At 73.2% G+C, this 25229-nt stretch carries 18 protein-coding genes; 12 read left to right on the top strand and 6 right to left on the bottom strand.

The window, feature by feature from the left end:
• Nucleotides 1-24 precede the first annotated feature (24 nt).
• Nucleotides 25-1515, bottom strand: a complete 1491-nt coding sequence (locus WME82_RS20110; RefSeq protein ID WP_438044146.1) for a TolC family protein — start codon at nt 1513-1515, stop codon at nt 25-27.
• Nucleotides 1516-1785: 270 nt separating this feature from the next.
• Here WME82_RS20110 and WME82_RS20105 point away from each other — a divergent pair, with 270 nt between their 5' ends.
• On the top strand, nt 1786-2724 hold the full coding sequence (locus WME82_RS20105) for a hypothetical protein (protein WP_438044145.1): 939 nt from the start codon (nt 1786-1788) through the stop codon (nt 2722-2724).
• 26 nt (nt 2725-2750) lie between these two features.
• On the opposite strand, the gene WME82_RS20100 is transcribed toward WME82_RS20105, so the two are convergent.
• Nucleotides 2751-4238, bottom strand: a complete 1488-nt coding sequence (locus tag WME82_RS20100) for a hypothetical protein (RefSeq protein WP_437873022.1) — start codon at nt 4236-4238, stop codon at nt 2751-2753.
• A gap of 140 nt (nt 4239-4378) precedes the next feature.
• On the opposite strand from WME82_RS20100, the gene WME82_RS20095 reads away from it, so the two are divergent.
• The 8 genes from WME82_RS20095 to WME82_RS20060 all read left to right on the top strand — a co-directional run bounded on the left by WME82_RS20095 (nt 4379) and on the right by WME82_RS20060 (nt 12486).
• Nucleotides 4379-4918: a hypothetical protein gene (locus tag WME82_RS20095; protein ID WP_437747114.1), complete on the top strand. Its 540-nt coding sequence runs from the start codon at nt 4379-4381 to the stop codon at nt 4916-4918.
• A 39-nt stretch (nt 4919-4957) separates the two neighbouring features.
• Entirely contained in the window at nt 4958-7387 is a 2430-nt protein-coding gene (locus WME82_RS20090) for a DEAD/DEAH box helicase (RefSeq protein WP_438044144.1), read from the top strand.
• A 224-nt stretch (nt 7388-7611) separates the two neighbouring features.
• Entirely contained in the window at nt 7612-8301 is a 690-nt protein-coding gene (locus WME82_RS20085) for a hypothetical protein (RefSeq protein ID WP_437747112.1), read from the top strand.
• 593 nt (nt 8302-8894) lie between these two features.
• Nucleotides 8895-10244, top strand: coding sequence for an STAS domain-containing protein (locus WME82_RS20080; protein ID WP_438044143.1), 1350 nt, complete (start codon nt 8895-8897; stop codon nt 10242-10244).
• A 23-nt stretch (nt 10245-10267) separates the two neighbouring features.
• Complete coding sequence (locus WME82_RS20075) at nt 10268-10663, top strand: STAS domain-containing protein (protein ID WP_157906757.1); 396 nt, start codon at nt 10268-10270, stop codon at nt 10661-10663.
• Nucleotides 10644-11429: an anti-sigma regulatory factor gene (locus WME82_RS20070; protein WP_437747110.1), complete on the top strand. Its 786-nt coding sequence runs from the start codon at nt 10644-10646 to the stop codon at nt 11427-11429. The genes WME82_RS20075 and WME82_RS20070 overlap by 20 nt, the downstream gene beginning before the upstream one ends.
• A complete protein-coding gene (locus WME82_RS20065; protein WP_437747109.1) occupies nt 11426-12010 on the top strand; it encodes a SpoIIE family protein phosphatase in 585 nt (194 codons plus the stop codon). Before WME82_RS20070 ends, WME82_RS20065 begins: the two co-directional genes overlap by 4 nt.
• Nucleotides 12007-12486: an ATP-binding protein gene (locus WME82_RS20060; protein WP_437747108.1), complete on the top strand. Its 480-nt coding sequence runs from the start codon at nt 12007-12009 to the stop codon at nt 12484-12486. The genes WME82_RS20065 and WME82_RS20060 overlap by 4 nt, the downstream gene beginning before the upstream one ends.
• A gap of 54 nt (nt 12487-12540) precedes the next feature.
• On the opposite strand, the gene WME82_RS20055 is transcribed toward WME82_RS20060, so the two are convergent.
• Both WME82_RS20055 and WME82_RS20050 read right to left on the bottom strand, forming a co-directional pair.
• Entirely contained in the window at nt 12541-13566 is a 1026-nt protein-coding gene (locus WME82_RS20055) for a tetratricopeptide repeat protein (protein WP_437747107.1), read from the bottom strand.
• Nucleotides 13567-13860: 294 nt separating this feature from the next.
• A complete protein-coding gene (locus WME82_RS20050; RefSeq protein ID WP_438044142.1) occupies nt 13861-15771 on the bottom strand; it encodes a L,D-transpeptidase in 1911 nt (636 codons plus the stop codon).
• Nucleotides 15772-16055: 284 nt separating this feature from the next.
• Between WME82_RS20050 and WME82_RS20045 the strand changes: the two genes are divergently transcribed.
• The 3 genes from WME82_RS20045 to WME82_RS20035 all read left to right on the top strand — a co-directional run bounded on the left by WME82_RS20045 (nt 16056) and on the right by WME82_RS20035 (nt 19136).
• Nucleotides 16056-17420: a hypothetical protein gene (locus WME82_RS20045; protein WP_437873018.1), complete on the top strand. Its 1365-nt coding sequence runs from the start codon at nt 16056-16058 to the stop codon at nt 17418-17420.
• A 142-nt stretch (nt 17421-17562) separates the two neighbouring features.
• Complete coding sequence (locus WME82_RS20040) at nt 17563-18834, top strand: hypothetical protein (protein ID WP_438044141.1); 1272 nt, start codon at nt 17563-17565, stop codon at nt 18832-18834.
• Between the two features lie 53 nt (nt 18835-18887).
• On the top strand, nt 18888-19136 hold the full coding sequence (locus WME82_RS20035) for a hypothetical protein (RefSeq protein ID WP_438044140.1): 249 nt from the start codon (nt 18888-18890) through the stop codon (nt 19134-19136).
• 17 nt (nt 19137-19153) lie between these two features.
• Here the strand turns inward: WME82_RS20035 and WME82_RS20030 are convergent, their stop codons facing one another.
• Nucleotides 19154-20869: a hypothetical protein gene (locus WME82_RS20030; RefSeq protein WP_438044139.1), complete on the bottom strand. Its 1716-nt coding sequence runs from the start codon at nt 20867-20869 to the stop codon at nt 19154-19156.
• Nucleotides 20870-21076: 207 nt separating this feature from the next.
• The gene (locus tag WME82_RS20025; RefSeq protein ID WP_438044138.1) at nt 21077-25108 is read right to left on the bottom strand and encodes a hypothetical protein; all 4032 of its coding nucleotides are present in this window, start codon (nt 25106-25108) and stop codon (nt 21077-21079) included.
• Nucleotides 25109-25229 lie beyond the last annotated feature (121 nt).

Genomic DNA, 25229 nt, shown 5'->3' with positions numbered 1-25229 from the left:
GCGGGCGCACGTCCTGCGCGCACCTCATTTGCACGAGGCGGACGCGAGCAGCGCGGTGATCTTCGCCTTCACCACCTCGAACTCCCGCACCGCGAGATCGAGCTCGGCCTCGCGCTGCCTGCGGCCGGACTCGACAAGATCGAAGCTCGTCGTGGTGCCGGCCTCGAACGCGACCTGCGTGAGGCGCGCGGTCTCGCGCGCGAGGTCGCGCGACTGCTCGGCGACCGCGCGCGACTGCTCGGCGACGGCGACGCCCCGGACCGCCTGCGTCGTCTCGAGCCCGGCGGTGCGCTCCACCGCCCCGAGGCGAACCCGCTGCTGCTCGACCGCGGCCCTGCTGATCTGGAGATCGCCGTAGCGCGCCCCGCCGTCCCAGATGGGGACGGTGAGCACGGCGCTGATGGACCACCCCCAGGACCGCGCCCTTCGGGTGGACTCGTCCCCGATCGAGGTGCGGGCGCTCAGCGTGCTCGACAGATCGACGTACGGGGCGAACGCGAGCTTCGCGTCGGTGAGGTTGCGCTCCGCGATCTCGAGCTCGGCCCGGGCGGCGCGGACGTCCGCGCGCTGATCCGAGCGCGCCTCGGCGCACTCCGACTGCACCTCCGCCGCGATCGCGTTCAGCGAGAAGCCCTGCGGGACGCCGACCTCGCCGCGCTCGCCCAGCACGGCCCCGAGCGTCTCCCGCGCCTTGCGCAGCGCCTCGTCGCCGGACACGAGCGTCGCGCGGGCGAGGGCGACGTCCTGCTCCGCGCGGACGACATCGAGCTTCGTGCCGGTGCCGAGGCGCTCGCGCCGCCGGGTCAGCTCGAGCCGCTCGAGCGCGCTGCGCAGCCCGACCCGGTTGATCTCGCTGACCCGCTCGGCCGTGACGATCGAGACGACGGCGTCCGCCACCGCGCCGACGGTGACGCGGCGGCGATCCTCCAGGCTCAGCTTGGCGACGTCCACCGAGCGCCTGGCGGTGCCGATGCCGTACCAGGCGCGCGGGGCGAGGATGGGCTGGCGGAGCGTGAGCGACGCCGACGCGGTCGTCGGCGCATCCTCGATCGCCCCCGCGCCCGGCCCCCCTGGCGCGGGGAGCGAGGGGCTCACGCTGCTGCCGCCCGCCAGCTCGTGCGTCAGGTCGCCGCGCGCGTCGAGGCTCGGGAGCGCCGCGGCGAGCGCCCGCCGCGCGACCCCCTCGGCGCGGGCGACCTCCTGCACGGCGATGGCGAAGTCCACCGACCGCTGTTCGATCATCACGCGCGCGTCGTTCCAGCTCGCCAGCGTGCGCGCCGGCGGGGGGACCGGCGCGAGCGCCGGGTCGTTCACCTCGATGCGCTGCGGCATCGCCGCCGGCGCGGCGGCCGCCGTCGTCGGGGCCGCCGCGGGCGCCTGCTGGCCCGGCCGCGGCTGAGCCTGCTGGCCCGGCCGACCCTGGGGAGGCGCCGGCTGCGCGAGGGCGACGTCTTGGCACAGGGCGAGGACGGCGAGGTGGCTGACAGCGACCATGCGGAGCCGGCGATGGGGCATGTGCGACTCGATGCGCCGGACAGGGCGCGACGACAAGCCCGAAGCGGGCAGGGGCGCGCTCCCGCCCTGTGCGCGTGTGCGAAACCGTGCGCGCGGCGAGCCCGCGCCGTGGGTCACGGTCGTGGCGACGAACCGAGGATGCGCCACTATTCTGGACCACCGATGCCAAGCCGGTTGCCCCCGATCGACATCTGCCTCGGCTGCGGGACGCGGCGGCGATGTGGCCCCGCGGACCCCTGTGCTCGCTGCGGCGAGCCGCCCCACCGCGCCGTGTGGCGGCGGTCCGAGCCGCGCGGCGCGTCGCCGAAGATCGAGCTGTTCCTGAGCGCGATCACGAGCGGGTTGCTGCTCGCGTACACGGCGCTCTACGGCCTGCTCCTCTCGGGCCTGGCCGGGGCTGCGGACGACTCCCTCGCGGCCGCCGCGCTGTTCGCGGCGAGCGTTCTGCTCGGCGCGAGGCTCGCGCGGTGGATCGTGCGGTCGCTGTTCGATCTCTGGGGCACGACGTGGGCTTACTGCTCGGCCGACGGCGCCCGCCGGGGGACCGTGCGCACGCTCCTCCGGTGGTACGGCGCCGGCGAGGGCGTGAGCCTGACGGGGTTCCACCCGACGAGCCCGGGCTCGACGCTCTTCTGCTCCTCGGACGCGATCGAGGCGGGGCTCCCCGTCGTCGCCGCGAACCTCTCGCGCATCGCGGGGGCGAAGGGCGGCGACGCGTTCTCGCCGTTCGAGGTGCTGATGCTCAGCGCCTTCACGGGCCTCGTCGCGCGCGGCGAGGCGACCATCAGCAGGGCCACGGCGGTGCGCTGGCGGAAGGGCTGGCTCGGCGCCGCGCGGCGCGGCGCGCCGGAGCCGATCTTCACGATCGAGCGCTCCGGCGATCGCGAGGAGGGCAGCGCGATCGAGCGCGAGATCCTCTCGGCGCTGCAGGCCAAGGCGGACGGCCTCGCGCTCCTCGCGGAGCCCTCGCCGCCGGGGGGCTACCGCGACGCCGCGTGGCGGCCGCCGCCCGCGCGGCTCTGCATCGAGGAGGTGCTGTGCCCCCGCGCGCTCGCGCTGGCGGCGAGGGCGCTCCGGAAGGAGCCCCGCGGCGGCGCGCCGGTCGCGGTCGCCGCGGCGCTCGACGAGTTTGGCAAGCGCGACCCCGCCCGGATGAACCACCTCCGCGTGCTGCTCGCGGAGCAACACCGCCGCGCGTCGTTGGCGTGAGCGGCGCGTGAGCGGCGCCGCGGCGCTCAGTGCCAGACGCCGATGCCGGCGCTCACGCTGTCATAGCGAGGCGCGAAATCCATCGACGCCTGCAGCGTCAAGGCGGTGTCTGGGATCAGGCCCCAGAAGGTCGTCGAGAGCACGCGGACGTCCGCGCCGAACGTGAAGTGCTGCCGGCCGACACGCCCGCTCCCCAGGCGGCTGAAGCGGTTCGGCTCGTAGTAGCTGCCGAACCGCGTGTGCACGCGGCCCGGGATCGGCTCCGTCTCGATCCCGAACCGCGGCGAGAAGCTCACGTGCGCGCCCGAGGTGCCCACCGCCGACGGGCCGTGCTCGCTCCCGGGCTGCTTCTGCGCGAGGAAGCGCTCCAGGCTCACCCCGTTCGACACCGGGCCCGTGACGAGGAGCTCCGCCGTGATGAGCAGGTGCTCGCGCGGCCAGTTCCAGTAGCGCGCGCGCCGCTCCGCCTCGAGGATGGCCGGCCCCGCGGCGAGCTCGCGCTCGTCGTCGGCGCGCTCGCGCGCCCTCTCTGTCGCGAAGACGCGCTCGCGCCGCGCGCGCTCCTCCGGGTCGTCGATGGCGCCGAGCTCGCGCTCCCTCCGCTCTTCCCGCGCGGCCTGCCTGCGCGCGACCGCCTCGCGGAGCTCCCGCTCCTGGACGTGCGGGTCGATCCACGCCGGGTTGAGCGGGCGCGGTCCGACCTGCACGGCGAGGCCGACCTCGAGCTCCCAGGGGAGGACGACCTCGTTCGGCAGGATCAGCCCGCCGGCGCGGCGGACCTGCCCGTCCATCACCACGCCCTCGCCGAGCAAGCCGCCGCCGTTCACCGGGAAGCGGAACGTGGCCCCGAGCCGGTAGGACGCCCAGTCGGGGCGCACGAGCACCCCGAGCTCCGGGGAGATGCCCGCGATGGTCAGGTCGGTCTGCTCGGCGCCGAGGTTGAGCGTCACCGCGCGCGCGCCGGCGCCCAGCACGAGCGCGTCGCCGAGCAGGCGGACGCCGCCGAGGAAATGGTACTTGCCGATCACGACCGTGGTCTCGGCGCCGGCCTCGTCCGTCAGGGAGTACCGTTGCAGCTCGGCGTTGACCCCGACGCCGAAGTCGCCCGCCTGGAGCTGGCCGCCGAGGGTCAGGTACACGAAATTCGAGTAATCGAGATCGATGTCGCCGCTGTTGTCGAAGTCGTTGTTCTCGAAGAGCTCGATGGGCAGCGAGATCGACGCGGCCACGTCCCACTCGAGCCAGCGCATGCTGAACGGCTCGCGGAGCGCGGGCGCCGCGGCGTTGGCGACCATGCCGGCGATCCCCTCGGCGTAGCCGGCGTAGGCGCCAGCGATCCCGGTCACGCGCAGCGGCGCCAGGATGGGCCCCTGGAAGAGGTCGATGGTGTAGGCGTTGTCCTGGAGCGGCTGAGCCAGCGCGGCCCCGGGCGGGCCCAGGACGAGGGCCAGCGCGGAGAGCGCCGCAGCGGATCGGCGGGCGATGATGCGGAGCGCCGCGGTCCTGTCGGTCACCTCGCGCTGCTCCCGTCCAACAGCATCTCGTCGCGCCCGCGGCGAGGTGATAGCACTGGCCCGCACGGAAGGGACCGTGGAAGCGGAGCCCGACCGTCGGCGGCCGCGCACCCCTGCCCGCCCTAGGAATCGCAGCTCCCATGCCCGCTCAAGCTCCCGCGCCCATCGCTCCCGCCCCGGCCGTGCCGGGGACCGAGGCGCGAGCGCGCCCTCTTGGAGCGCGGCGCCGCCCTGGCGGGCCTCGCGCCCGTGGCCGGCGCATCGCCCTGGTCGCGTACTACAGCTTCGCCGCGCTCATCATCGCCTCGTGCACCCTCCAGCTGATCCGGCAGGTCTTCTTTCTGCCGGCCGCGCCGTCGCCCTACGCGAGCTGCGAGGAGGGCCTCCTGGCGCTCGTCCGGGCCGTCGAGCACGCCAGGGAGGCCGCCCCCGGGACCGACGGGGAGGACGCCGCCCTCGCCCGCTTCAGGAGCACGCTCGCTCCGGCGTGGACCTACCGGGACGGAGTGGCCGCCTCGTGCCGGGGCTCGGAGGACAACGAGCGCGCTCTCGACGCCATCGAGCGGCTCCGCTATGCGGAGGAGCACGCAGCGCGGCGCGAGGCAGGCGATCTGGCTCCGCTGCGGCGGCGGGTCCGGGCGATCGTCGATGGCCAGCTTGGGCCCGCGTCCCCGAGATAATACCCCGACGCGGCGATCACGCAGGACGATATGACCGACATGACCGTTCCTTCTCCCCCTGCCGCAGTGGCGGGTGAAGCGCAGACCGGCGACAAGCCCCAGCCGCCGCCTACCTTCGATGTGCTCCCTCTGTCGTCCGAGCTGCGCGAGACCCTCGCGGAGATTGGCTACGTCCACCCGACGCCGGTGCAGCTCGCCGTCTGGGAGCCGGTGACGCGCGGGCGCGACGCGGTCGTGCAGGCGCGCACCGGCACCGGCAAGACGGCGGCCTTCGGGCTCCCGATCGTCGATCATGCCGTGAAGCGCTCGCTCGCGCAGGCGCAGGTGCTCGCGCTGTGCCCGACGCGGGAGCTCGCGCTCCAGGTCTCGGCGGAGGTCGAGCGCCTCGGCAAGCGCAAGGGCATCAAGGTGGTCGCCGTGTACGGCGGCGCGCCGATGCAGCGGCAGATCGACGCGCTCGCCGCGGGCGCGCAGGTCATCGTCGGCACGCCGGGCCGCGTGCTCGACCACCTGCGCCGCGGGACCATCGTCGCCAAGCACATCCGGCTGCTCGTGCTCGACGAGTGCGACGAGATGCTCTCGATGGGCTTCGAGCGCGAGCTCACCGCGATCCTCGCCGAGCTGCCGCCGGAGCGGCAGACGCTGCTGTTCTCGGCGACGCTCCCGCCCGACATCGAGCGCATCGCGCGCAGCAAGCTGCGCTCGCCCGAGTTCATCACCCTCTCGGGCGACGCCGTCGGCGCGCTCCAGATCCAGCACTACGTCTACCTGATCACGGGCGACAAGCTGACCTCCCTCGTCCGCATCATCGAGGTCGAGAACCCCGAGAACGCGGTCGTCTTCTGCAATACGAAGGACGAGACCGAGGCGGTCGCCGGGGCGCTGAAGCGCCAGGGCTACGACGCCGACTGGCTGAACGGCGATCTGCCGCAGTCCGATCGCGAGAAGGTGATGAGCGCGACGCGCGAGGGGCGCCTGCGCTTCCTCGTCGCCACCGACGTGGCCGCGCGCGGCATCGACATCTCGCACCTCACGCACGTCATCAACTACGATTTCCCGCAGGACGCCGAGGCGTACGTGCACCGCACCGGCCGCACCGGCCGCGCGGGCCGCACCGGCACGGCGATCGCGCTGATCACGCCGCAGGACGTCGGGCCGCTCTACATCCTCCGGCTGACGTACAAGATCCGCCCGCTCGAGAAGCAGCTCCCCACGGAGGGGGAGCTCAAGACGCGCGCCGAGGCCGATCTCGTCGCGATGCTCGCCGAGGCGTTCCTGTCGAAGGGCACGCACCGCGACGATCTCTCGCTCGCGCGCCGGCTGCTCACGCATGACCAGGCCGAGGCGATCGTGGCGGGCCTCCTGCGCGATCACCTCGGCGCGCGGCCGACGGCGCAGGAGGAGGCGAGCGCCGCGCGGCGCGCCCAGCAGCCGCAGCGCGCGGCGGCGCGCGAGAGCGAGGGGCGCGGCACGGATCCGTCGACGAAGCCCGAGCCCGCGGCGCGCGGGCGGTCGGCGCGGGAGGCGATCCCCCGCGCGGCCGACTCGGCCGAGCCGCGCTCGCCCGAGACGGAGCGCAGCGAGCGCGAACGCGAGCTGGCGCGTGAGGGCGATCGGGACCGCGGGCGGGAGCGCGATCGGCGATCGCTGCGCCTCCGCCGGGACGAGGGGCGGCGAGGCCCTCGCGGCGCGGACGCGCCCGGGGGGGAAGAGCCGCGCCGGCCCGAGGGGGCGCGGGCGCGCGACGACGGCCCCGTCTCGGTCGAGCCGCTCACGCGGCCGGAGCCGCTGATGCGGATCGAGCCGCCGCGAGCCGAGGGCGGGTCGGGCCGCGGCCCGGCGGAGCGCCTGCGCGATCGACCCGCCGCGACGCTGCTATCGGCGCGCCGCGGCGCTGGCGCCGCTGGCGCCGCCGGCGCCGCGCCGGGCAGGCCTCAGGGCGGCGCGTCGGGACAGCCGTTCTCGCGCCACGCCGACTTCACCATGTGGCAGCCGCCCGAGGAGGAGGGCGACGACGAGCCGATCCTCGGCGAGCCTCCGTCTCCAGCGCCCGGCTCGCCGGTGTCGCGCGGCGGCGAGCGCGAGCGCACGAGCGGCGCCCTGCCGTCGGCCACCGGCGAGGCCGCGGTCGAGATCGAGAGCGGCGAGGCCGGCGAAGCGCCGCGCGCCGAGCCCTCGCGCGACGAGGCGGACGGAGAGTTCGTCGAGGTCTTCATCAACCTCGGCCGCCGCGACGGCGCGCGCGCGGCGGATTTCCAGCGCGCGCTCATCGAGCGGGGCGGGATGGCCAAGGGGGACATCCGGCGCATCCGGGTGCGCGAGCGCAACGCGTTCGTCAGCGTCCCGAAGGCCGAGCTCGCGCGGGTCGTGGCGACGCTGAACGGCGCGACGATCGCGGGCAAGGAGGCGCGCGCGGAGCAGGCTCGGGAGCGCACGTCAAGCGCCGAAGAGGTGGCGGAGGACGCCTGAGCGCGGGTCGCGCGGATCGACGCAAGAGCGTCTGTCCGCTGCCCCATGGCGGCGGAGCGGGCTCCACGCGGGCGTTTCAAGCGGTTCCGCGCGGCACACGACACCGCCTGGCGGCGCAGGTCGATGGTACGTCGGTGGGGGCTTGCGTGCGACGTCGTCCAGGCGTCGCCGCTCGGCGCGCAACGCGCTAGCCAAGCTCGCCCACTGGTCGTATCACGGAAGGGATGGGGCGCAGTGGAGCGGAGGACATCGACCGGCTTCGACGGGACATCGATCGAGCGCTTGCTGACAAGCTCGATGCGGACAGGGTGCTCCCGCTGCTCGCGCGCCTGGCCCGCGCGACGGCGCCCGGGAGCGAGCCGTGGCTCTACGCGCACCGCCACCTCGCGGAGATGGGCGTGGAGCACGATCCGTGGCGCGCCGCGCTCTTCGCGCGCCGCGTGCTGCAGTTCCACGAGGAGGACGACGGCGCCTGGGCGGTGCTGGGCCTGGCGCAGTCGTTGCTCGGCAACTACCGCTACGCCGCGCGCGCCTACGAGCGCGCGCTGGCCATCGCGCCCGAGAATCCGTGGTACGCGCACAACCTGGGGCACCTCTACGACGTCGCGCTGAACCGCCCGCACGACGCCTTGCCGCTCCTGGCGCAGGCCACCGAGGCGCAGACAGGCGAGGCCGACATCGCCGCGAGTTACGCGCACGCGCTCGCCCGATGCGGCAAGCTGGTGCTCGCCAAGAAGATCTTGAAGCGCGCCATCCGTCACGGGGCGACCGCGGACCAGATGGCGCTGTGGCGCTGGCTCGACGCGGGTGCCCCGACCACGGGCGAGAGCGGCCCAGACCCTCGGCGCCCGGCCGACTCGAAGCGCAAGGCCAAGCGACGGCGCGCTCGCGAGCGTCAGAGCCTCGGCGATTGAGGTTGAGCGACCCGCGCGCGGCTGTGATCACGCAATCCGCGCTGGTGACCGGCGCGCGTCGCACGGGGGGAACCTCACGTGAGCTCCGGCCCTCTCCATCCGCACATCCGAGGAGCGGAAGCAGGAGGTGCGCGCCAACCGAGCTCGGCTGCGCTGCGGCGCGGCATAAGCTGCTGCTGGCGTGCTCGATCGTGACGCGGGGCACGGGAGCGGTTGTGCGGGCACGGGCTACCTCGGCTGGGCGACGGTGGATGCCGTCGCCACAAGCGACACGCATGGCTGACGCGAAGCTTGACGGTGGGTTGCCCGGTTGGCGATAAGCTGTGTTTCTCGACTGGTGCTGGACACGGTCCCCGCTTGGGACAGGGCACCCTGCGAGGAGAAGAAATGAGCGTCACGAGCGTGCAAAGGACGGACAGGACGGCGAAGAGCCACGCGCTCTCCGCGGCCGTCTCGTTTCGCCCGCGCGGCTCATCCTCCCGGCGCGCGCATCTGGAGCAATCCTGCACGGGGATGCTCCGCGCCGCGCACCGGAGGGACGCGCTGCCTGGCGCCACGCACGGCGCGCGCGGGCTTACGACGGGGAGTTCGCGATGAGCGAAGAAGCTCTGCGGCAAGAGATTGCGAGGCTCACGGAGCGCGTCGCGACGCTCGAGCAGCAGATCGAGGGGCACGAGCGCGCGGCGAAGGAGCAGGCCGCGCAGCTCGACCGGGCGACGCGCGAGGCGCGCGAGCGCGGCGAGCAGCTGGCCCGAGCGGACGAGGAGCTGCGGCGACAGGCTGGCATCTTCAAGCTCGTGCTCGACAGCATGGCGGACGGCGTCGCCGTCGTTGACGACAGGGGCGAGCTCCTGATGCGCAACCCGGCCGCGGAGCACATGCTCGGCCGCGCGCCGCTCGACCTCACCTCGGGGGACGACGCGGGGCCCGGCGACGCCACGCTGTTCTTCCCCGATCGCGCGACCCCCTGGCCGATGTCCGAGCACCCGCTGTCGCGCGCGCTGCGCGGCGAGACGGTCGATCAGATCGAGCTCTTCGCGAGGAAGTCCGCCGACCAGGACGTGCGGGTCGCCCGCCGATCCAACGGCATGGCGGGCGGCGCGATGCCGACGCTCGCGCCCACCGCGGGGCCGCAGGGGGAGGACGTCGAGCCGCGGTCGGTCCGCGTGCCGTCGGTGTTCTCCGAGCCGCGCATCGAGACCGGCCCGGTGTCCGGCCTGTTCCTGACGGTCAGCGCCAGCCCGATGCGGGGCAAGGACGGGGCGATCTCCGGCGCCGTCGCCGTGTTCCGCGACGCGACCGAGAAGAAGCGCCTCATCGAGGATCTCGAGGCGAAGAACCGCGACCTCGTGGAGAGCGAGAGCGCCAAGAGCGAGCTCGTCGAGCGGCTCCGTTACGCGATCGACGAGATCTCGACGCCCATCCTCGAGCTGTGGGACGACGTCCTCGCGCTGCCGATCATCGGCGTCGTCGACTCGCGCAGGAGCGCCCAGATCATGGAGCGGCTGCTCGACGAGATCGTTCGTCGCCAGTCGCGCTACGTCATCATCGATGTGACGGGCGTCGAGGTGATCGACACGCGGACGGCCGACCATTTCATGAAGCTGATGAAGGCGGTCGAGCTGCTCGGCGCGCGGTGTCGGATCACCGGGGTCAGGCCCGCCGTCGCGCAGACGATGGTGGAGCTCGGCATCAACCTCGGCACCGTGCGCGCCGCGCGCAACCTCAAGCATGCGCTGCGCGAGAGCATGGCGCTCGCCGGCCAGAAGCCGACGCCCGCGTCCCTCATGGGGACCCGCCGCGGCGCGGCCAAAGATAACGAGAAGCAGACAGGACAACCGTTCACACCTGGCGGCCCGCGGGCCGCCTTCGATCCGTCGGGCAGCGGTGCAATGACCACGACACAGCTGCAGCTCAGCGCGAGGAAGGAGACGTCCACTTGATGCAAGCGGGTAGGGTCCCCATCGTGGGCCTCTTCGGGAACTTAATCGTCTCGGTGCAGGGCGGGCTCACCGACGGCCAGGTGGAGCAGCTGCGCGACGACGTGACCGGGTCGATCGAAGCGCGATCGCCCCGCGGCCTCATCGTCGACCTCTCCGGTGTCGAGATTCTCGATAGCTATCTCACCCGCGCCATCCGTGACATCGCGCTCACGGCCCGGCTGATGGGCGTCCGGACGGCGGTGTGCGGCTTGCGCCCCGCGGTCGCGATCGCGCTCGTGGAGATGGATCTCGAGATCCCTGGCGTGGTGACGGCGCTCAACCTTGAGCGCGCCGTCGAGATGCTCGCGCCGTCCGCGGAGGACGACATGATGCCGCCGGAGCTCACGAACGAGGTGTCGCATGAAGATCCCTCCTCGTGACGGACCGCCCTCCAGCGGCGGCGCCACGGGGCCGCCGTCGAGCCGGTCCAGCGGACCGGTGTCGACGCGCTTGCCGGGTACGCCGCAGTCGGCGCGCGGCCCCGTGCCGTCGTCTCCGCAGATCGTCGGCCGCTCGATCACCGATCAGATCGAGACGGTGCTGGCGCAGTTCCTCTCGCCTGCGGTGAGGAAGAGCGTCATCGACTGCGGGATCCGGCAGGCGAAGGTCGATCCGCTGGTCGCGCGCGAGGGTGATCTCCGGCGCCTCCTCGTCGAGGTCAAGCGCGGGGTGAAGCTGTTCGTCCGCGACCAGGCGCAGCTCGATCGGTGCATCTCCGAGCTCGGTGAGCTCGACCACGCTGCCCCTGCGCCGCGCGAGATCACCATCGATGTGCGCAACGAGGAGGACGTGCTGCGCGCGCGGTCAGCCGGCCGCGAGCTCTGCATCGAGCACCTCGTCAGCGACGTCCTGCAGACGAAGATCGTCACGGCGATCTCCGAGCTCGGGCGCAACATCGTCAGGTACGCGGGCAGCGGACAGGTCGTCGTCCGCTCGCTCACCTCGCCGATGCGCGCGATCGAGATCGTCGCGCAGGACAACGGGCCTGGGATCACGAACCTGCCGGAGATCCTGAGCGGCAAGTACCGCTCGCGTCACGGTATGGGCGCGGGCCTCCGCGGCACGAAGGCGCTCATGGATGCGTTCGACGTCAAGACGGCGCCAGGCGCTGGGACGACCGTGACGGTCAGGAAGTACCTCGGATGACGGTCGCCATCGGGACCGCGTGCTGCGTCGCCGCCGGCGAGGAGATCGCCGGCGACGAGGTGGTGGTGGTCCGACATTCCCCGTGGGTGCTGATCGGCCTCGCCGACGGGCTCGGTCACGGTCCCCACGCCGCGCAAGCGGCTTCCGCGTTCTGCCGCTACGTGGAGGACCACGCGTCGATGCCGATCGAGGATCTCTTGACCGGGGCAGGGGAGCAGCTCGCGTCGACGCGCGGGGCCGCCGCTGCGCTCCTGCGCATCGACGAGAGCGTGGGCGAGCTCGAGTTCTCGGGCGTCGGCAACATCGCGATGAAGGCGATCACGCGGACGGCCATGCCGAGCTTCTGCTCCGCGGGGATCCTCGGGCGGCGCGTGCGGCGGCTCCGCAGCTTTCGCTTCCCCATATCGCCTGGCGATGTCGTCCTGCTCCACTCCGACGGGATCTCCAGCGGCTTCGATCTCGGCGCGTTCCGCGACTTCGATCCCGAGGAGATGGCGCGCCGGATCGTCGACGCCCACAAGAAGTCGTTCGATGACGCCACGTGCGTCGTCGCCGTGGTCCGCGACAGGGGCGCGGCGTGACGCAGCGGTCCCCGCCCGCGTTCAGCATCCCCGTCACGCGCGAGGAGGATCGCTTCGCCTGCGCGGCCGAGGGCGCGCACATCGCGCGCTGGGCAGGGCTCTCGGAGCGCGCCCAGCACGAGCTCGCGATCGCGATCGCCGAGCTCGTGTCGAACGCGGTGCGCCACGGCGGCGGCGGGAGCATCAGCATCCGCGCGATCCGCGACGACACGCAGGCGGGCGGCGGTCGGTGGGGCGTCGAGGTGATCGTGCGCGACTCCGGCCCAGGCCTGGACCCGAAGCTGGCGCTGCTCGAGGACGTCGGGCCGAAGAGCGATCGCGGCCCGTCCTCGTCGAGCTCTGCGCGGCTGACGCCGAGGATGCCCGGTCAGGGGCTCGGCGTCGGGCTCGGCGCCGTGCATCGGCTGATGAGCTCCGTCATCATCCGTTCGTCACCCGGCATCAGCACAGAGATCATCGCCGTCAAGTGGAAGTAAGCGGCGCCGCGCGCACGCGGCGCGGCGGTCGTGGCGAGGAGCGCCCTCGCTCGATCAGTTGAGCTCTTTCTCGGTCCGCTCGTTCTGCTCGGCTTCGAGGAACGTCGCGGTGATCTCGCGCTCGAGCGCCAGGTTGATCTCGCGCTCCAGCGCCTCGATGCTGCCCGCGAGGCGGGCGACGTTGAGGGCGTAGACGAAGACCCGCGCGCACGGGTGGACCTCGGCGCTGCCGCGGAGGCCCCGCTCGCGCTCGTCGGCGTTGAGGCCGTCCAGGAGGACCAGCGCGCGGGGATCGACGCCTTCGGCCACGAGCTCCATCCCGGGAACGTCGGAGATGTAGAGCTCCGCGCCCTCGACGTAGCGCCGGAGCACGGGGTTGAGCGCGGCGACCGTCTTCTGGGCCAGCGTCACGAAGCCGTCGCGGCTCGGCGCCCAGGGGGGCATGCCGAGCTCGACGTCGAGCTCACGGGAGCGCAGGAAGGCCTGCGTCGCCCCGCGGACATCGCCCCGCTCGTCGCGGATGAGGCCGAGGTAGTAGTGGGCCTCGGCGTGCCGCGGGTCCTTGAGCGCTGCCTCCTCGATGAGGGCGGCGGCCTTGTCGGCCTGGCCGATCTCGTAGAACGCGCGGCCCACGAGGAAGGTGTGGTTCGGGTTGTCGTAGGGGCCCTCGGGGATCCTCGCCGCGACCTGGGCCGCCTCGTCGAGATCACCCTTGCCGAGGAGCGCGTCGAACTTCAGGAGGAGCGCGTCGATGATCTCCTCGTCGACCTCGGCCAGATCGAGCGCCTGGTCGCACATCTCGATCGCCTGGTCGAAATCGCCGAGCGGGTGGATGTAGACCTCGGCGGCGTTGAGCATCGCCTCCAGGTAGGTGTCATCGAGGGCGATCGCCTGGCGGTACGCCTCGATGGCCTCCTCGCCCTCGCCCTCGAGGGCCGCGACGAAGCCGAGCAGGTTGTGAGCCTCCGGCGAGTTCGGATCTAGCTCGAGCGCCCGCCGGGCCGACGCCTCTGCTCCGCGCGTGTCCCCGCGCTGGACGAGATCCCACCCGCGGTCGAGGTGCGCCGAGAACTGGTCCATGGCGGCTCCACAAGTGTGCGAAGGGGAGCCCCGAGTCAAGAGGGAGCCCTGTCAAAGCGACCGTTCAAGCTGTTCCGTGCACGGCCCGCCCGGATTTCCAGCAACCGGCGGAGGCAGGGTGGCAGGCGGCAGGCCCGCTGGCGAGTCCAGGCGAGGCGAGGCGCGGCTCCGGCGCGCTCTCGTACCACGCGTCGCGGCGAGCCCGGTCCGGCCGCTCCCCCGCGGCCCGCTCGATGGGGAGCGCACGGTGTTGCTGCGTCCTCGTCGCGCGGCCGCGCGCGCCGCGCGGCCCGCTCACTCGTGGATGGACACGAGCGTGCCGCGGTTCTCCGGCGTGGCCCAGACCCCGTGCCAGCCGCGCGGGAGCCTGGGCTCGCTCCAGAAGAAGACCTTCTTCGCGTCGAGCGGCGAGAGGTTCACGCAGCCGTGGCTCATCTCCCGGCCGAAGTTTCCGTGCCAGAAGGCGCCGTGGAGGGCGTACGAGCCGTCGTAATACGCGACGAACGGCACGTCCTCGATGCTGTACGGCAGATCGCCGGCGACCGTGCCGTCGCCGTCCATCGTGGTCGCGACGTGCTTCTCGCGGATGCGGAACACCCCCGTGTGCGTGGGGTGGTCCTTCTTCTTGTCCTTCGAGCGCCTCCCCGGCGAGATGAGCGCCGCGAAGACGGGCTTGTCGCCCTCGATCGCGACCAGCGTCTTGCGCGACAGGTTCACGTCGATCCACTTCTCGCCCGGCGCGAGATCCGGCGGCGGGGCGCCGAGATCGGTGTACGTCCCGTCGGCGCCCTTCATCCACCAGCCCTCGGTGGTCTTCCGGTACACCGTCGACTTGTGGGTGTGGCTCTCGCCCGTGAGGCCGAACGCCGCGAAGCGATCGAGCGAGCCGGCCACGGAGACGGACTTCTTCTCGGCGTCGAACTGGTACTTGCTCGCCGACTTCGCGAGGATGAAGCCGACCGACTTCGCGCCCTCGGGGAAGTCGATGCCCTGCGAGGCCGGCGGCTTGATGATGTACATGCGGTCGCTCGGCGCGACGAGGCCCGCGGTCGTCTTGTACCAGCTGCGGCCGTTCCAGCCGAAGGTCTTGTCGACCGCGACGAAGAAGCCCTTGACCATCCGCTTCGCGACCGTCGAGTCGGCGTCCTTGTCGAGATCGGCGAGCGTGACGTTGAGCGGCCTGCCCTTCTCGTCGACGTTCTCCCACCAGGGCTTCTCGGGCTCCTCCTCGACCGGCGCCGGCGCGATGCCGAGCGACGCGGCCGCGGCGACGGCCGCCGCCTTGTCCTCGACTGCAGCCGGATCCGCGGCGACGGCGGCCACCGGCGCGGGGCTCGCGGCGGCCTCGGCGCTCGCCGCGGCGCGAGCGGCGGCCGCCGCGGCGACCTCCTTCTCGGTCTCCTCGTACAGCGCCTCGGCGCGCTGCTTCTCCTCTTCCTTCCGCTTGCGCTTCGAGGACTCGAGGTACGGCTCGTAGCGCGTCATCTCGTCCTTCGAGGGGACGGAGCGGTAGAGCGGCGTGCCGTGGGTCGTGTTGAAGGCGTACTTGTACGGGAGGACGTCGTCGAGGTTCGGCGGCGTGATGCCGAGGCGGACCTGCGGGTTCGAGAGGTCCGTCGTGGCCGACCTCCCGCAGACGTAGCCGCCGTCGAGGAGGCGGTACCAGCCCTTGGCGCAGCTCCCGCCCTTGATCGGCTTCGGATCGACCGGCACCTTGCCGCCGAGCCGGATGTAGCCGAGCCGCTGCTTGGAGAACTCCATCGTCGGATAGACCGCCGCCTGCGGCACGATCGAGCCGAGCAGCGGCCCCGTGTACGGCTTGTCGGGCGCGGGCGGCTCCGGGGCCTCCGAGGGCGCGGCGGTCGGGGCCTCCTTGGGCGCCTCGGCGGACGCGGCGGCGCGCGCCGAGGGCGCGGGGCGGGGGAGGGACGACGTCCGCTCGGGCGGCGAGGCGCCTTCGGTGGAGGGGCCGGGAGGGGCCTCGCCCTGGCAGCCGCTCGCCCACGCCGCGGTGCCGGCGAAGGCCGCCGCGGCGATGAACCCGAGCGCGCTGGACACGAGCGAGGTGCGCGCGCCGCCCCCGGGGCGTCCGGTGTCCGGCGCCGGTTGCGGGTTCCGCAGGTCGTCGGTGCGGACGTTGCCGCTGCCGTGCGATCGTGCGGGGTCCTTCTGCCCGCGAGGGCGGGGCGCCTGAGAGCGGTTCATCGCATCCACAGCGTTGGGCGAGGACCGGCCTTCCCGATCCTCGCGGTCTGATGATCGACCCGTAGGGTCGGGTCGGCTCGGCGGTCTTAGTACCTGGTCACTCACGTGTCGATCCACTTCTCTGCGGAGCGCGCGCCCCTCGAGCTGACGACGGCGGACGCCGGGGCAGGCGGCATCGCATGACCATCGCTTGAGCGAACGACGTGCCACGAAGCCGCGACGCGCGGCGCGGGCGCGCTCCGGGGCATGGATGCCGTTCGGACGGCTGCTGCTAGGGTACCGCCGTGGCGGAACGGACCCCGGGGCGTGGCTTGAACAACACGACGGAGGTCCAGCGCGTGGGCCGTGGCACCGCGGTCGTCCCGCTCGTTCGCGCCGCATCCAGGCGGGCGCTCGTCACCGCGGCTGTCGTCGCGGCGCTCCTGCACCTGCCCCTGCTCCCGACCCCGCTGTTCGCGTGGCTCGACGCGATGTTCGCGCTCCGGGGCGAGCTGGCCGACTACGACGCCGGCGAGACGATCGTGCCGATCGATCTCGATCTCCTCGCGGACGACCCCAGCGCGGTCGCGGCGGCGCCCTCCGCGAGCGGCGGCGAGGGGGCGCCTTCCGGGGCGGGCGCCGCAGCGCCGGCGACGCCGTCGCCCGCGACGCCGCCCGCCGCGTCGGCGAGCGCCTCGCCGGAGGCGCCGGACGCGGGCGCGCCTGAACGGCCGCGCCGGAAGCCGCCGGGCGACGCAGGCCCGGACGCGTCTGGCGATGGGGGCACGGAGAACGACGGCGACCACCCGAACCTGCGGACCCCGCTGAGCGCGGCGGGCGCGCCGGGCAAGCTCGCGTCGAAGGACCCGAACGTCCAGGTGCTCATCGCCGGCGACCGGCTCCGCAACCACGAGCTCGGCGCGTGGTTCGGCCGGATCCTGACGACCATCCCCCAGTGGCAGTCCTTCTTCAGCGACACCGCCGTCGACCCGATCCGGGACATCGACCACCTCCTCATCGCCGGGCCGCAGCTCCGCGACTCCAGCAAGGTCGTCGCCGTCATGGACTACCGGGCGCCCGAGGAGACCATGCGCGCGGCCGTCGATGTCATCGTGCAGCGGTCGAACGGCTCGTGGATCGAAGACGCCCCCGTCCCCGCCGCCCGGGCCACCGCCGACCGCAGCAAGCGCATCTTCGCGATGGTCCCGGACCGGCGGCTGCTCGTGGTCCTTCCCGCTGCTGAAGAAGATCAGCTGTCCAAGTTGAAGTCCATGAAAGGATTCAACAAATCTTCAGCAGCGGGCATCGTTATCTCGATGCTCACGCCCGCGAACGCGTTCCGCGGGGTCCAGGCGGTCCCGCGCAGCCTCGCCTGGATGCGCCTCACCGTCACGCCGACCAAGGACGGGGGCGCGGACCTCGCCCTCACGGCGGGCGATGAATCCGCTGAAGATGCGCTGGTTCACGCGCAGGAGCTCACGAAGACCTTGAACGCGATCCGGACCATCGACCTGGGGATCACGAGGATCGATGTGGTGGATGAGATCGCCTTCAACACCGACGGGAAGGTCATCTGGTCGAAGCTCCACGTCACGAACCGGCAGCTCAAGCTGATCATGGGCTTCGTGGAGAAGGCGCTCCTGGAGCAGGGCGGCGCGCGGAAGCCGTAGCGCGCGGGGCGAGAGCGGCCGCGCCGGGGCGAAGGCGGCCGCGCCGGGGCCAGGGGGGCCGTGCCGGGGCGGAGCGCGGCCCGGGCCGCGCGGAACACTAGCCAAAGCGGCGGCGTTCAGTTAATCCGACCAGCCCGCGCCGATGACGCCCGAACACTCTCCGTACGCCGTGCTCGATGAGCTTGCCGGACACCCCCGCGGCGACGACCTCGCGCGGGTCGTCCACACCGCGGCCTTTGCCGCCGCGGACGAGCGGCGGACGACCCTGGAGGGCGGCCTCGCGGAGCTCGTCGACCGGGCGGGCCTGTCGGTCGCCGACGCGGAGACCCGGTTCGGCAACGTGGTCCGGGCGCTCGAGCGCGGCACGAGCGAGGGCGCGGGGAGCGCGACCCGTGTGCTCCTGGCCACGCTGCTCGCGCGCGGGGTCGCGCTCTCGCCGCCCGACGGGCCGGAGGCGGAGGGCCGCGTCGCCGAGGCGCTCGTCTGGCTGGCGACGTACACCTCCGTCGACGCGCTGACGGCGCTGGACGCCGCGCTGGGCGACCGCGCCGCGGGCCTCTGGCGGTCGATCGCCGCGCTGGTCCGGCGCGCTGACCAGGGAGCGCTGCCGCTGCTCGGCCGGGCGGGCGCGATCATCGCCGCGGCGGCGCTGCGGGGGAGCGCCTCGCCCGACGCGCGCGCCGAGGCCGCGGCGCTGGTGGACGACGTGCGCGATCCGATCGTGCGCTCGCTGCTGCGCGACACGCTGTCGCCCGGCAGGCGGCCGAGCCGCGCGCCGAGCGCCAGCGGGGCCGCGCAGGAGGGCGCCGGGGCGACCGGGGACGAGAGATGGGCGCCGGAGCGCGACGGCGGGGTGACGGCGCGGCTCGCGGGCGAGCTGTCACCGCCGCCGCGCGGGCCGGTGGCGCTCGTGCTGCTGGCGGCGACGGGGATCCTGCTCGTGATGCACGTCCTCCGGCTCGCCGGGCGGTTCCTTCTGCGGTACCGCCGGCCCGCCGCGCTGGAGGTCGGCCCGAAGGGCGTGACCGTCCGGAGCCGGACCGAGCTGTTCGGCCGGACGCTGAAGGAGCGGGAGACGTACATCCCGGTCGAGGCGCTCCTCCGGGCGACGCGCGAGGTGCGCTACCCGCGGCTCGCCCTCTACGCGGGGCTCGTCGCGCTGGGGCTGGGGACGTACCTGGGCGTGTCGCTGCTCGTCGACGGCGCGCGCGCGGGCTCCCCGGAGCTGCTCGGCATGGGCGCGCTCGTCTTCGCCTTCGGCGCGGCGCTCGACTTCGGGCTGTCGCACCTGGAGACGGCGACGCGCGGCCGCTGCCGCGTGGTGCTCGTCCCACGGAAGGGCCCTGGGGTCGCGCTCGCGGGGATCGAGCGCGACGCTGCGGACCTCGCGCTGGGCAAGCTGCCGCGCGCCTGAAACTTGGCCGGGTCGCGCCGCCTCCGCTAGCCCGATCGGGCGAGGTGATGGCGATGCGCTCGAAGACCGAAGCGATGGCGGGGCTCAGGCGGATGCTGCACGACATGCTGACCGCGCGGGAGGGCGGGGAGAGCGCTCCCCGCCTGGCGCGGGTGAAGAGCTGCGTCGACGGCGCGATGCGCGCGCTGCTCGACAGCGGGCAGGCGACCCGGCAAGAGCTCCTCGATCTCGTGGCCGCGGAGCGCGCGCGCGTGAGCGGCCCGGCGACGGCGGAGATCCGCGCGATGTCGCTGAGCGCCTGACGGCGCGGCGGCGCCGATCACGGCTGCGGGCAGCTCTGGTTCGTGGCGAAATCCCAGCAGGCGCCGCTCACCCCGGCCGCGCCGTCGCTTCCGGGGGAGCCACCGAGACCGGCGGAACCGCCGTTGCCAGCCGTGCCTCCAGTGAACGGCACCTCGGTGGCCGTGGGGCTCGGCGTGACCTGGTAGGCGATGCCCACCGCGTGGCCGCCTCGGCCGCCGCCGCCAGGGCCGCCATCGCCGCCCGCACCGCCCTTGCCACCCATGCAGCCCGCGAGCGAGCCAGCGCCGGAGACGCGACTCCCCCCTTTGCCCCCCATGCCGCCCTCGCCGCCGGGGCTTCCACCTCCGCCCTCACCTCCATGGCCCGCCTTGCCGACGGCGATGGTCACATCGGTCAGCGCCAGCTTGGTCCCCAGGCTGAGGATCCCGATGCTCGACCCGCCGGCCTTGCCACCGCCGCCTCCCGTTCCACCGCAGCCGCCGGCCCCGCCGCCGCCGCCGCTGGCGCCCGCGCCGTCGATGTAGCTACCCCCGCTGGACATGCAGAAACGTCCTGCTTTCGCGCCGCCTCCTCCACCTCCGCCTTGACCGCGCGTCCCGCCGACGCCTGTGCCGCCGTCACCTCCGGTGATGCTGGCCAGCGTCAGCGTGGTGCCGTTGCCAGCTGTGCCAGCGCCGCCAGAGGCGCCCCTCGCGCCGCTCGCGCCGTCCCTGCACTCCACCGTCTCTCCCGTCTCTCCCGTCTGCCCGTGTCCGATGCCGCCGATGCCGGATGCGGGCGGGGAGGCCGCACCAGGCGCGCCGTCGCTGCCGGTCTGCCCGCGCCCTTCATCTACAGCGGGCTGTCCACCCAGGCCGCCGGCGCCGCCGCTCGTCTCGCCATCCGCGCACGTCGTTACGCCGGGCTGGCCGCTGTAGACCGCCACGAGGCACGCGCTCGAGACGTCCTCCAGCGCGTCCGCGCCATCCTGCACGACCTCCGGCGTCTCGCCGCTCGCGCCGTTCACCCCGTTCCCAGCGATCACGTCGACCTGCTCGAGCTGCGCGTCGATGTCCGCGACCGCCACGCCGATCGACGATCCGCCCGGAGCCGTCGCGTTGGCCGCGCTGATCGTGAAGCTCCGCACCCGCGTCCCGCCCGCGTCCTCCGTCAGCGTGAGCGCCACCTTGTTCCCGGGCCCGCCGATGGCGCTCCGCGCCGCCGGGCTCCACGTCCAGCCCGCGCCGCAGTCGAAGCCGCCGATCACCTCGACGGCCGCCCTGACCGTGACGCTCTCCTCGAATACTCCGCTCGAGCACGCCAGCACCCGCTTGCCGTTCGCGTTCGCGAGCGCCTCCGAGAGCGACGCGTACGGCCTGGCCTTCGTCCCATCTCCTCCGGACGCCGCGCCCGCGCTCGCGAACACCGCGCACCGGTCCACCACCGTGCTCGCATCCTGGGTCGGGTCCGGCTCGCACGTGGGGCCAGGGCCTTCGCCGCCGCCCGTCGTTTCGGGGGGGCAGTACCTCGAGTCTTCCTTGCAATCCTCGGCGTAGGACAGCGGCCAGCACCCGGCGAGGTGCAGCGCCGCGACGGCCGACGCGGCGGGAAACAGCCACAGCGAGAACGGGACGCCGATCCGCCGCCGCGCGGCGCGCTGCGCGGGCGCGCCGGCCTGGTCCTGCGCTCCACCGGACGGCGCAGGGGATGCGTTGCTCACCGCGTTGCTGCTCGTTCGTTCCGTCGCTCTCATCGTCCCAAGCCTTTCCTGTGACGCTTCGCTCTGCCTGCAGATCCTCGCAGAAGACGCACCCGCGCCCTGGCCGCGCCGACCCGGGAGCATACCCAGTCGGCGGATCGCCTGCTCAACGGCGATCCGTCGGCCGAGTGCTCCAGGGGGACGCTGCACGCGGTGATCCCGTCGTCTCGCGGCCCAGGCGCTCGCGCTCCGGCGCGCGCTTCAGGGGGTGACGAGCGCCACGTCTCCCTTCGTGGTCTGTCCGCCGACGCGCCACCAGTTCGCGATGAGCAGCCGCCCGTCCACCTCCACGATGCGCGAGAAGGCGCCCGCGAGCCCCTCCTGCTCGATCTCCTGGATGAGCCAGCTGTGGCCGTCGCCGCTCTTCGTCCCGATCGCGAGCCGCAGGGTCCCGCTCGTCGCGTCCTGGTAGCTGATGCGCACCTCCCCGGCCGCCGTCACGAACACGTTCGCGTCGTCGCCGATGAGGTGCTGCCCGTCCTCGAAGGGGGCGCCCTCGATCCCGAGCCCGTCGTCCGCCACCTCGGAGGGCTCGACCTCCGTGCCTCCCTTCACCCGAGCGTACCGCAGCCCCTCCGAGCGGCCGTCCGCGTAGGCGAGGTGCCAGTCGCCGGCGCGATCGATGAACAGCGACGTCCCCATGCCCACGTCGCCCGTGTCCGTCCCGTCCGGCGCCGCGCCGTCCACGATGCGGGTCTCCCACGCGCCCATCGACCTCGACGCGATCACCACGTCGCCGTGGATGCGATCGTAGAACGCCAGGCCGAACCCGCCGGCATTGTCGGGCGCCATCGCGATGTAGTCGCCGATCGCCTCGGGGTACGTCTCGATCCGGTTGCCGTCGGAGGTCGCTGCGCACGCCGGCGAGCCGCCGTCGTCGATGCACGCCTGCCCGGAGGCGCACCCCGGCTCGCAGTCGCCGGCCGCGAGCGGCGTCGCGCAGCGCCCCGTGCTCCGGATGCACTTCGCCCCGGCGCCGCAGAGGAAGGCGCGGCACGGCGTCGCCTCGTCCTTCGCCACGTCCTCGAACCGCCACGCGCCCTCCCCCGGCGTGGCGCTCTCGCCGGTCGCGATCCGGACGCTCGACGTGACCGCGCCGCCCTCGCCCGGCTCCATCGCGAGGTAAGCGATGACGGGCGACCCCTTCACGAAGAGCAGCTTCGCGTAACGGCCGAGATCGCTGCTCGGCGCCTGCTGCACGAAGCTCACCGCCCACGTGTCGCCCCGCCGCTGCGCGAACTTGAGCGCGCGGTTCGTGCGGTCGTAGTAGGCCACCGCCGGCTCGCCGTCCGGTCCCACCGCGATCGACGTCCAGAGGCCGACGTCGTCGCCGGGGTCGGTCTGGCCCCCGCGGAACCCGCTCACGTCGAACCGGGCTGGGTCGACCGGGGGCTCCGCGGGCACGCCGTCGATCGCCTCCCACGCGACCGCCTCGCCGTCCCACGTGCCGACCACGAGGTCGCCCCACGCGAACGCGTTCCGCCAGTCGGCCTCCGCGTAGCCGGCGACCCAGACCGTGCGCTTGTCGGCGGCGACCGCGACCGAGGTGTACGCGCCGATGAGCCCGTGCTCCAGCGTCATGCAGTCGGGCGCGACGCACCCCGGCTCCACCTCCTCCGGCTCTTCGCTGCACGAGCATCCGGCGTGCGAGCCGAGGAGCGCCATGACGGCGACCCCGGCCAGCGCGCCCTTCACGCCCCGCGCGCCGCGCTGCGCGGGGCGCCGAGGCGACGGGCCCCGGTCGCCGCGCCGCGCGAGCCGCAAGGCCGCCGCCGCGACGGCGAGGCCGAGCCAGCGGACGCCCGAGGGCGTCTCGCCGGCGCCGCCAGCCATGACGCAGCCGCAGCCCGCCGACGGGTCGACGGGGACCCGGCCGCGGAGGATCGCCTGCCGCGCCGTGCCGAGGTTCCCCTCCTCGTCCACGGCCTCGACCTCGATGTCGACGGCGTCACCGACGTCCACCGACGTCGTCTCCGCCGCCGTCGACCACGGGGACCACGCGCCGTCGTCGAGCCGCACGCGCACCTTCGCGCGCGCGGCGTCCGAGACCCGATCGCGCACCTCGAGCGGCGCCCGGCCGTCCACCGCGGCGCCGACGGCGATGATCGGCGGATCGACGTCGACCACCATCTCGACGGTCGCCGGCGTGGGATCCAGCGACAGGGGAGCGCCCGCGATCCGCGATCGCACCGAGATCACGTGACGCCCCGGGAGCCGCAGCCAGTCGTCGCGCAGCTCGACGATGCGCTCGCGCGTGAACGGGCGCCACACGCCGCTGTCGATGCGGTACGAGTACTCGACGGCCCGCGTGCCGTCGTCGAGCGGCGAGCGCATGACGAGCCGCGCCGTCGGCCCGTTGTCGCGGGTCATCGTGGGCAGGCGGAGCCCCTCGGCGCGCACCTCCTTGCGGCTCAGCTCGGCCTGGGTGTCGCTGCTTGGCGAGCGCTGCTGCGCCGTCGTTCCGAACGCCGCGAAGATGCCGAGATAGTTGTCCTGCCCCTTCGTGAGCTTCCGCAGGCCGGGGGAGCCCGCGCCCTCGGCCGACTCCGGGATCACCAGCGAGAGCCCGAGCGCGGAGAGCGGCCCGTCGAGATCGATCGCCGGGATGCCGCCGCCGATCAGCTGCCCGAGCTGACCGCTGAGGAGGCCGCCCAGCGCCTCCGCGATGTTGTCGGGGTTCTCCCGGAGCAGTCCGTTGTTCGTCACCTCGCCGTTCTCGACCCTGAGCGCCTCGATCACCGGCGTGAGCCCCTCTGGGGTGACCGAGAGGTTCATGGGCACATCCACGTCGAACGTCGCCGTCATGAACCGAATGAACCTGTCGAGCGACCAGACGTAGAAATCGAAGCTCGCCCGGTCCAGCTGGACGCGGATGAGCGGGTCGTCGCTTCCGTTCGTGCCATTGCCAAAGGTGAGCCGAGGCGGCGCCTGCGGGCGGATGACGACCGCGACTTGCTGCGACTCTCGCTGCAGCGCGAGATCCTTTGCGGAGGGGGCCAGCAGCCCCAGCGTGCCAGAGTTGAGGAGAGGCACGGTCTCCGTGGAGATCCCGAGACAGAGCAGGCCGCTGTTGTAGAGACCGTTCATGGCATAATTCGCGAAGCGCTCGGAGATCGCGAGACCGACGTGGGGGCCGGGAAGGTCCGCTGGCCAGTCGGAGACGGTGTTGGCGACGAGCTCATCGGGAATCGGGATGCCCGCCGGGAGCGCCATGTTCGACAGCGGCACACATTTCGATGTCGGCACCGGCTCGGCGCCGCCGTAGAGGCCAAGGGTGAGCCCGTTGCCGACCGGGTTGAGGTCGCCCCACGCGAGATCGGAGCCGTCGTCCCGCTCGCTCGTGCCGCCGCCGGCGAGCAGGAGGTCGAACCCGCCCTGCGTGCCCGGGGAGATGCTCGCGAGCAGCCGGCCGAGATCGATGTGGCCCTCGACGCCGAGCAGGATCGAGGCGCACTCGTCGTTCGCGTGCGTGCCGTAGCGGCAGACGCCGCCGATGTCGTTCGTGCCGTCGGGGCAGGCCGGGTCCTGCGTCGGATCCGCCTTCAGACAGAGCTGCTGGTCGAGCTGGGCCTTCAGCGTGTCAGCGAGCGAGCCGGTCAGGAGGGGGAGGACGATTGGGCTCAAGAAATCGAGGATATCGCCGGCGACGGAGTCGCCGCAGTCGAGCTGCAGCCTCGACTCGAGCTGATCCTCGTCGATGCCGAGCCGGACGATCTTGACGCGGGAGTAGCCCTGCCGCGAGTGCTGCGGATTCACGTCGATCTCGACCGAGAGCTCGACGTCGAGGTTGATGTTCGTGAAGGTCTGGTCGTCGGGCGGGCACGCGTCGTTGCCGTTGAGGGTGGCGATGACCGTGCTGTCCGTGACGAGGAAGTCGATCAGGATCGGGAGGTTCTGCAGGCGCACCGGCAGAGACCCCCGGATTCGCAGGTTGTGCGGGGTCCGCGGTTCGAGGTGAAGCGCCGCGCTCCCCACGTCGATCTCCGCTGCGCACCTCGGCGGGCTCGCGTTCGGGTCGGCTCCACCAGGACAGACCGTGTAGTCGACCAGCGCGGACCCGGAGGACCGGGGGATCGGGAAGGTGATGATTCCACCGTCCCCACCCCCGAGGAGCGCGCGCCCGAGGACACCCAGGTTCTGCTCGAGGAACTCGACGCCCGACTGCGTGAGCCGCGCCGCGCCGGCGTTCTCGATGCGGTCCGCGGGCTTGAAGCCGGCGGGGAGGGGGGTCATTCCACAGCCGGCGCACCCGCCTCCCGAAGCGGCACATCCGGCGATGACGAGGAGAACAAGGATGGCGGAGAAATGCGTGATGACGCGGGGCATAAGGAACCCTCCGGGGGAGCACGACCCG

Origin of the sequence: Sorangium sp. So ce128, assembly GCF_051525245.1 — a bacterium.
Taxonomy (GTDB): Bacteria; Myxococcota_A; Polyangia; order Polyangiales; family Polyangiaceae; genus Sorangium; species Sorangium cellulosum_B.
Note: the sequence above shows the minus strand (reverse complement) of the source record. Positions and strands in the feature narration are given on the sequence as shown.

Excerpts from the sequence above, each read along its gene's own strand:
- WME82_RS20090 (WP_438044144.1), top strand. The coding sequence starts at position 4,958 with ATGACCGTTCCTTCTCCCCCTGCCGCAGTGGCGGGTGAAGCGCAGACC.
- WME82_RS20035 (WP_438044140.1), top strand. The coding sequence starts at position 18,888 with ATGCGCTCGAAGACCGAAGCGATGGCGGGGCTCAGGCGGATGCTGCAC.
- WME82_RS20030 (WP_438044139.1), bottom strand. The coding sequence starts at position 20,869 with ATGAGAGCGACGGAACGAACGAGCAGCAACGCGGTGAGCAACGCATCC.
- WME82_RS20095 (WP_437747114.1), top strand. The coding sequence starts at position 4,379 with ATGCCCGCTCAAGCTCCCGCGCCCATCGCTCCCGCCCCGGCCGTGCCG.
- WME82_RS20085 (WP_437747112.1), top strand. The coding sequence starts at position 7,612 with ATGGGGCGCAGTGGAGCGGAGGACATCGACCGGCTTCGACGGGACATC.
- WME82_RS20025 (WP_438044138.1), bottom strand. The coding sequence starts at position 25,108 with ATGACCCCCCTCCCCGCCGGCTTCAAGCCCGCGGACCGCATCGAGAAC.
- WME82_RS20055 (WP_437747107.1), bottom strand. The coding sequence starts at position 13,566 with ATGGACCAGTTCTCGGCGCACCTCGACCGCGGGTGGGATCTCGTCCAG.
- WME82_RS20040 (WP_438044141.1), top strand. The coding sequence starts at position 17,563 with ATGACGCCCGAACACTCTCCGTACGCCGTGCTCGATGAGCTTGCCGGA.
- WME82_RS20065 (WP_437747109.1), top strand. The coding sequence starts at position 11,426 with ATGACGGTCGCCATCGGGACCGCGTGCTGCGTCGCCGCCGGCGAGGAG.
- WME82_RS20070 (WP_437747110.1), top strand. The coding sequence starts at position 10,644 with ATGAAGATCCCTCCTCGTGACGGACCGCCCTCCAGCGGCGGCGCCACG.
- WME82_RS20080 (WP_438044143.1), top strand. The coding sequence starts at position 8,895 with ATGAGCGAAGAAGCTCTGCGGCAAGAGATTGCGAGGCTCACGGAGCGC.
- WME82_RS20050 (WP_438044142.1), bottom strand. The coding sequence starts at position 15,771 with ATGAACCGCTCTCAGGCGCCCCGCCCTCGCGGGCAGAAGGACCCCGCA.
- WME82_RS20110 (WP_438044146.1), bottom strand. The coding sequence starts at position 1,515 with ATGCCCCATCGCCGGCTCCGCATGGTCGCTGTCAGCCACCTCGCCGTC.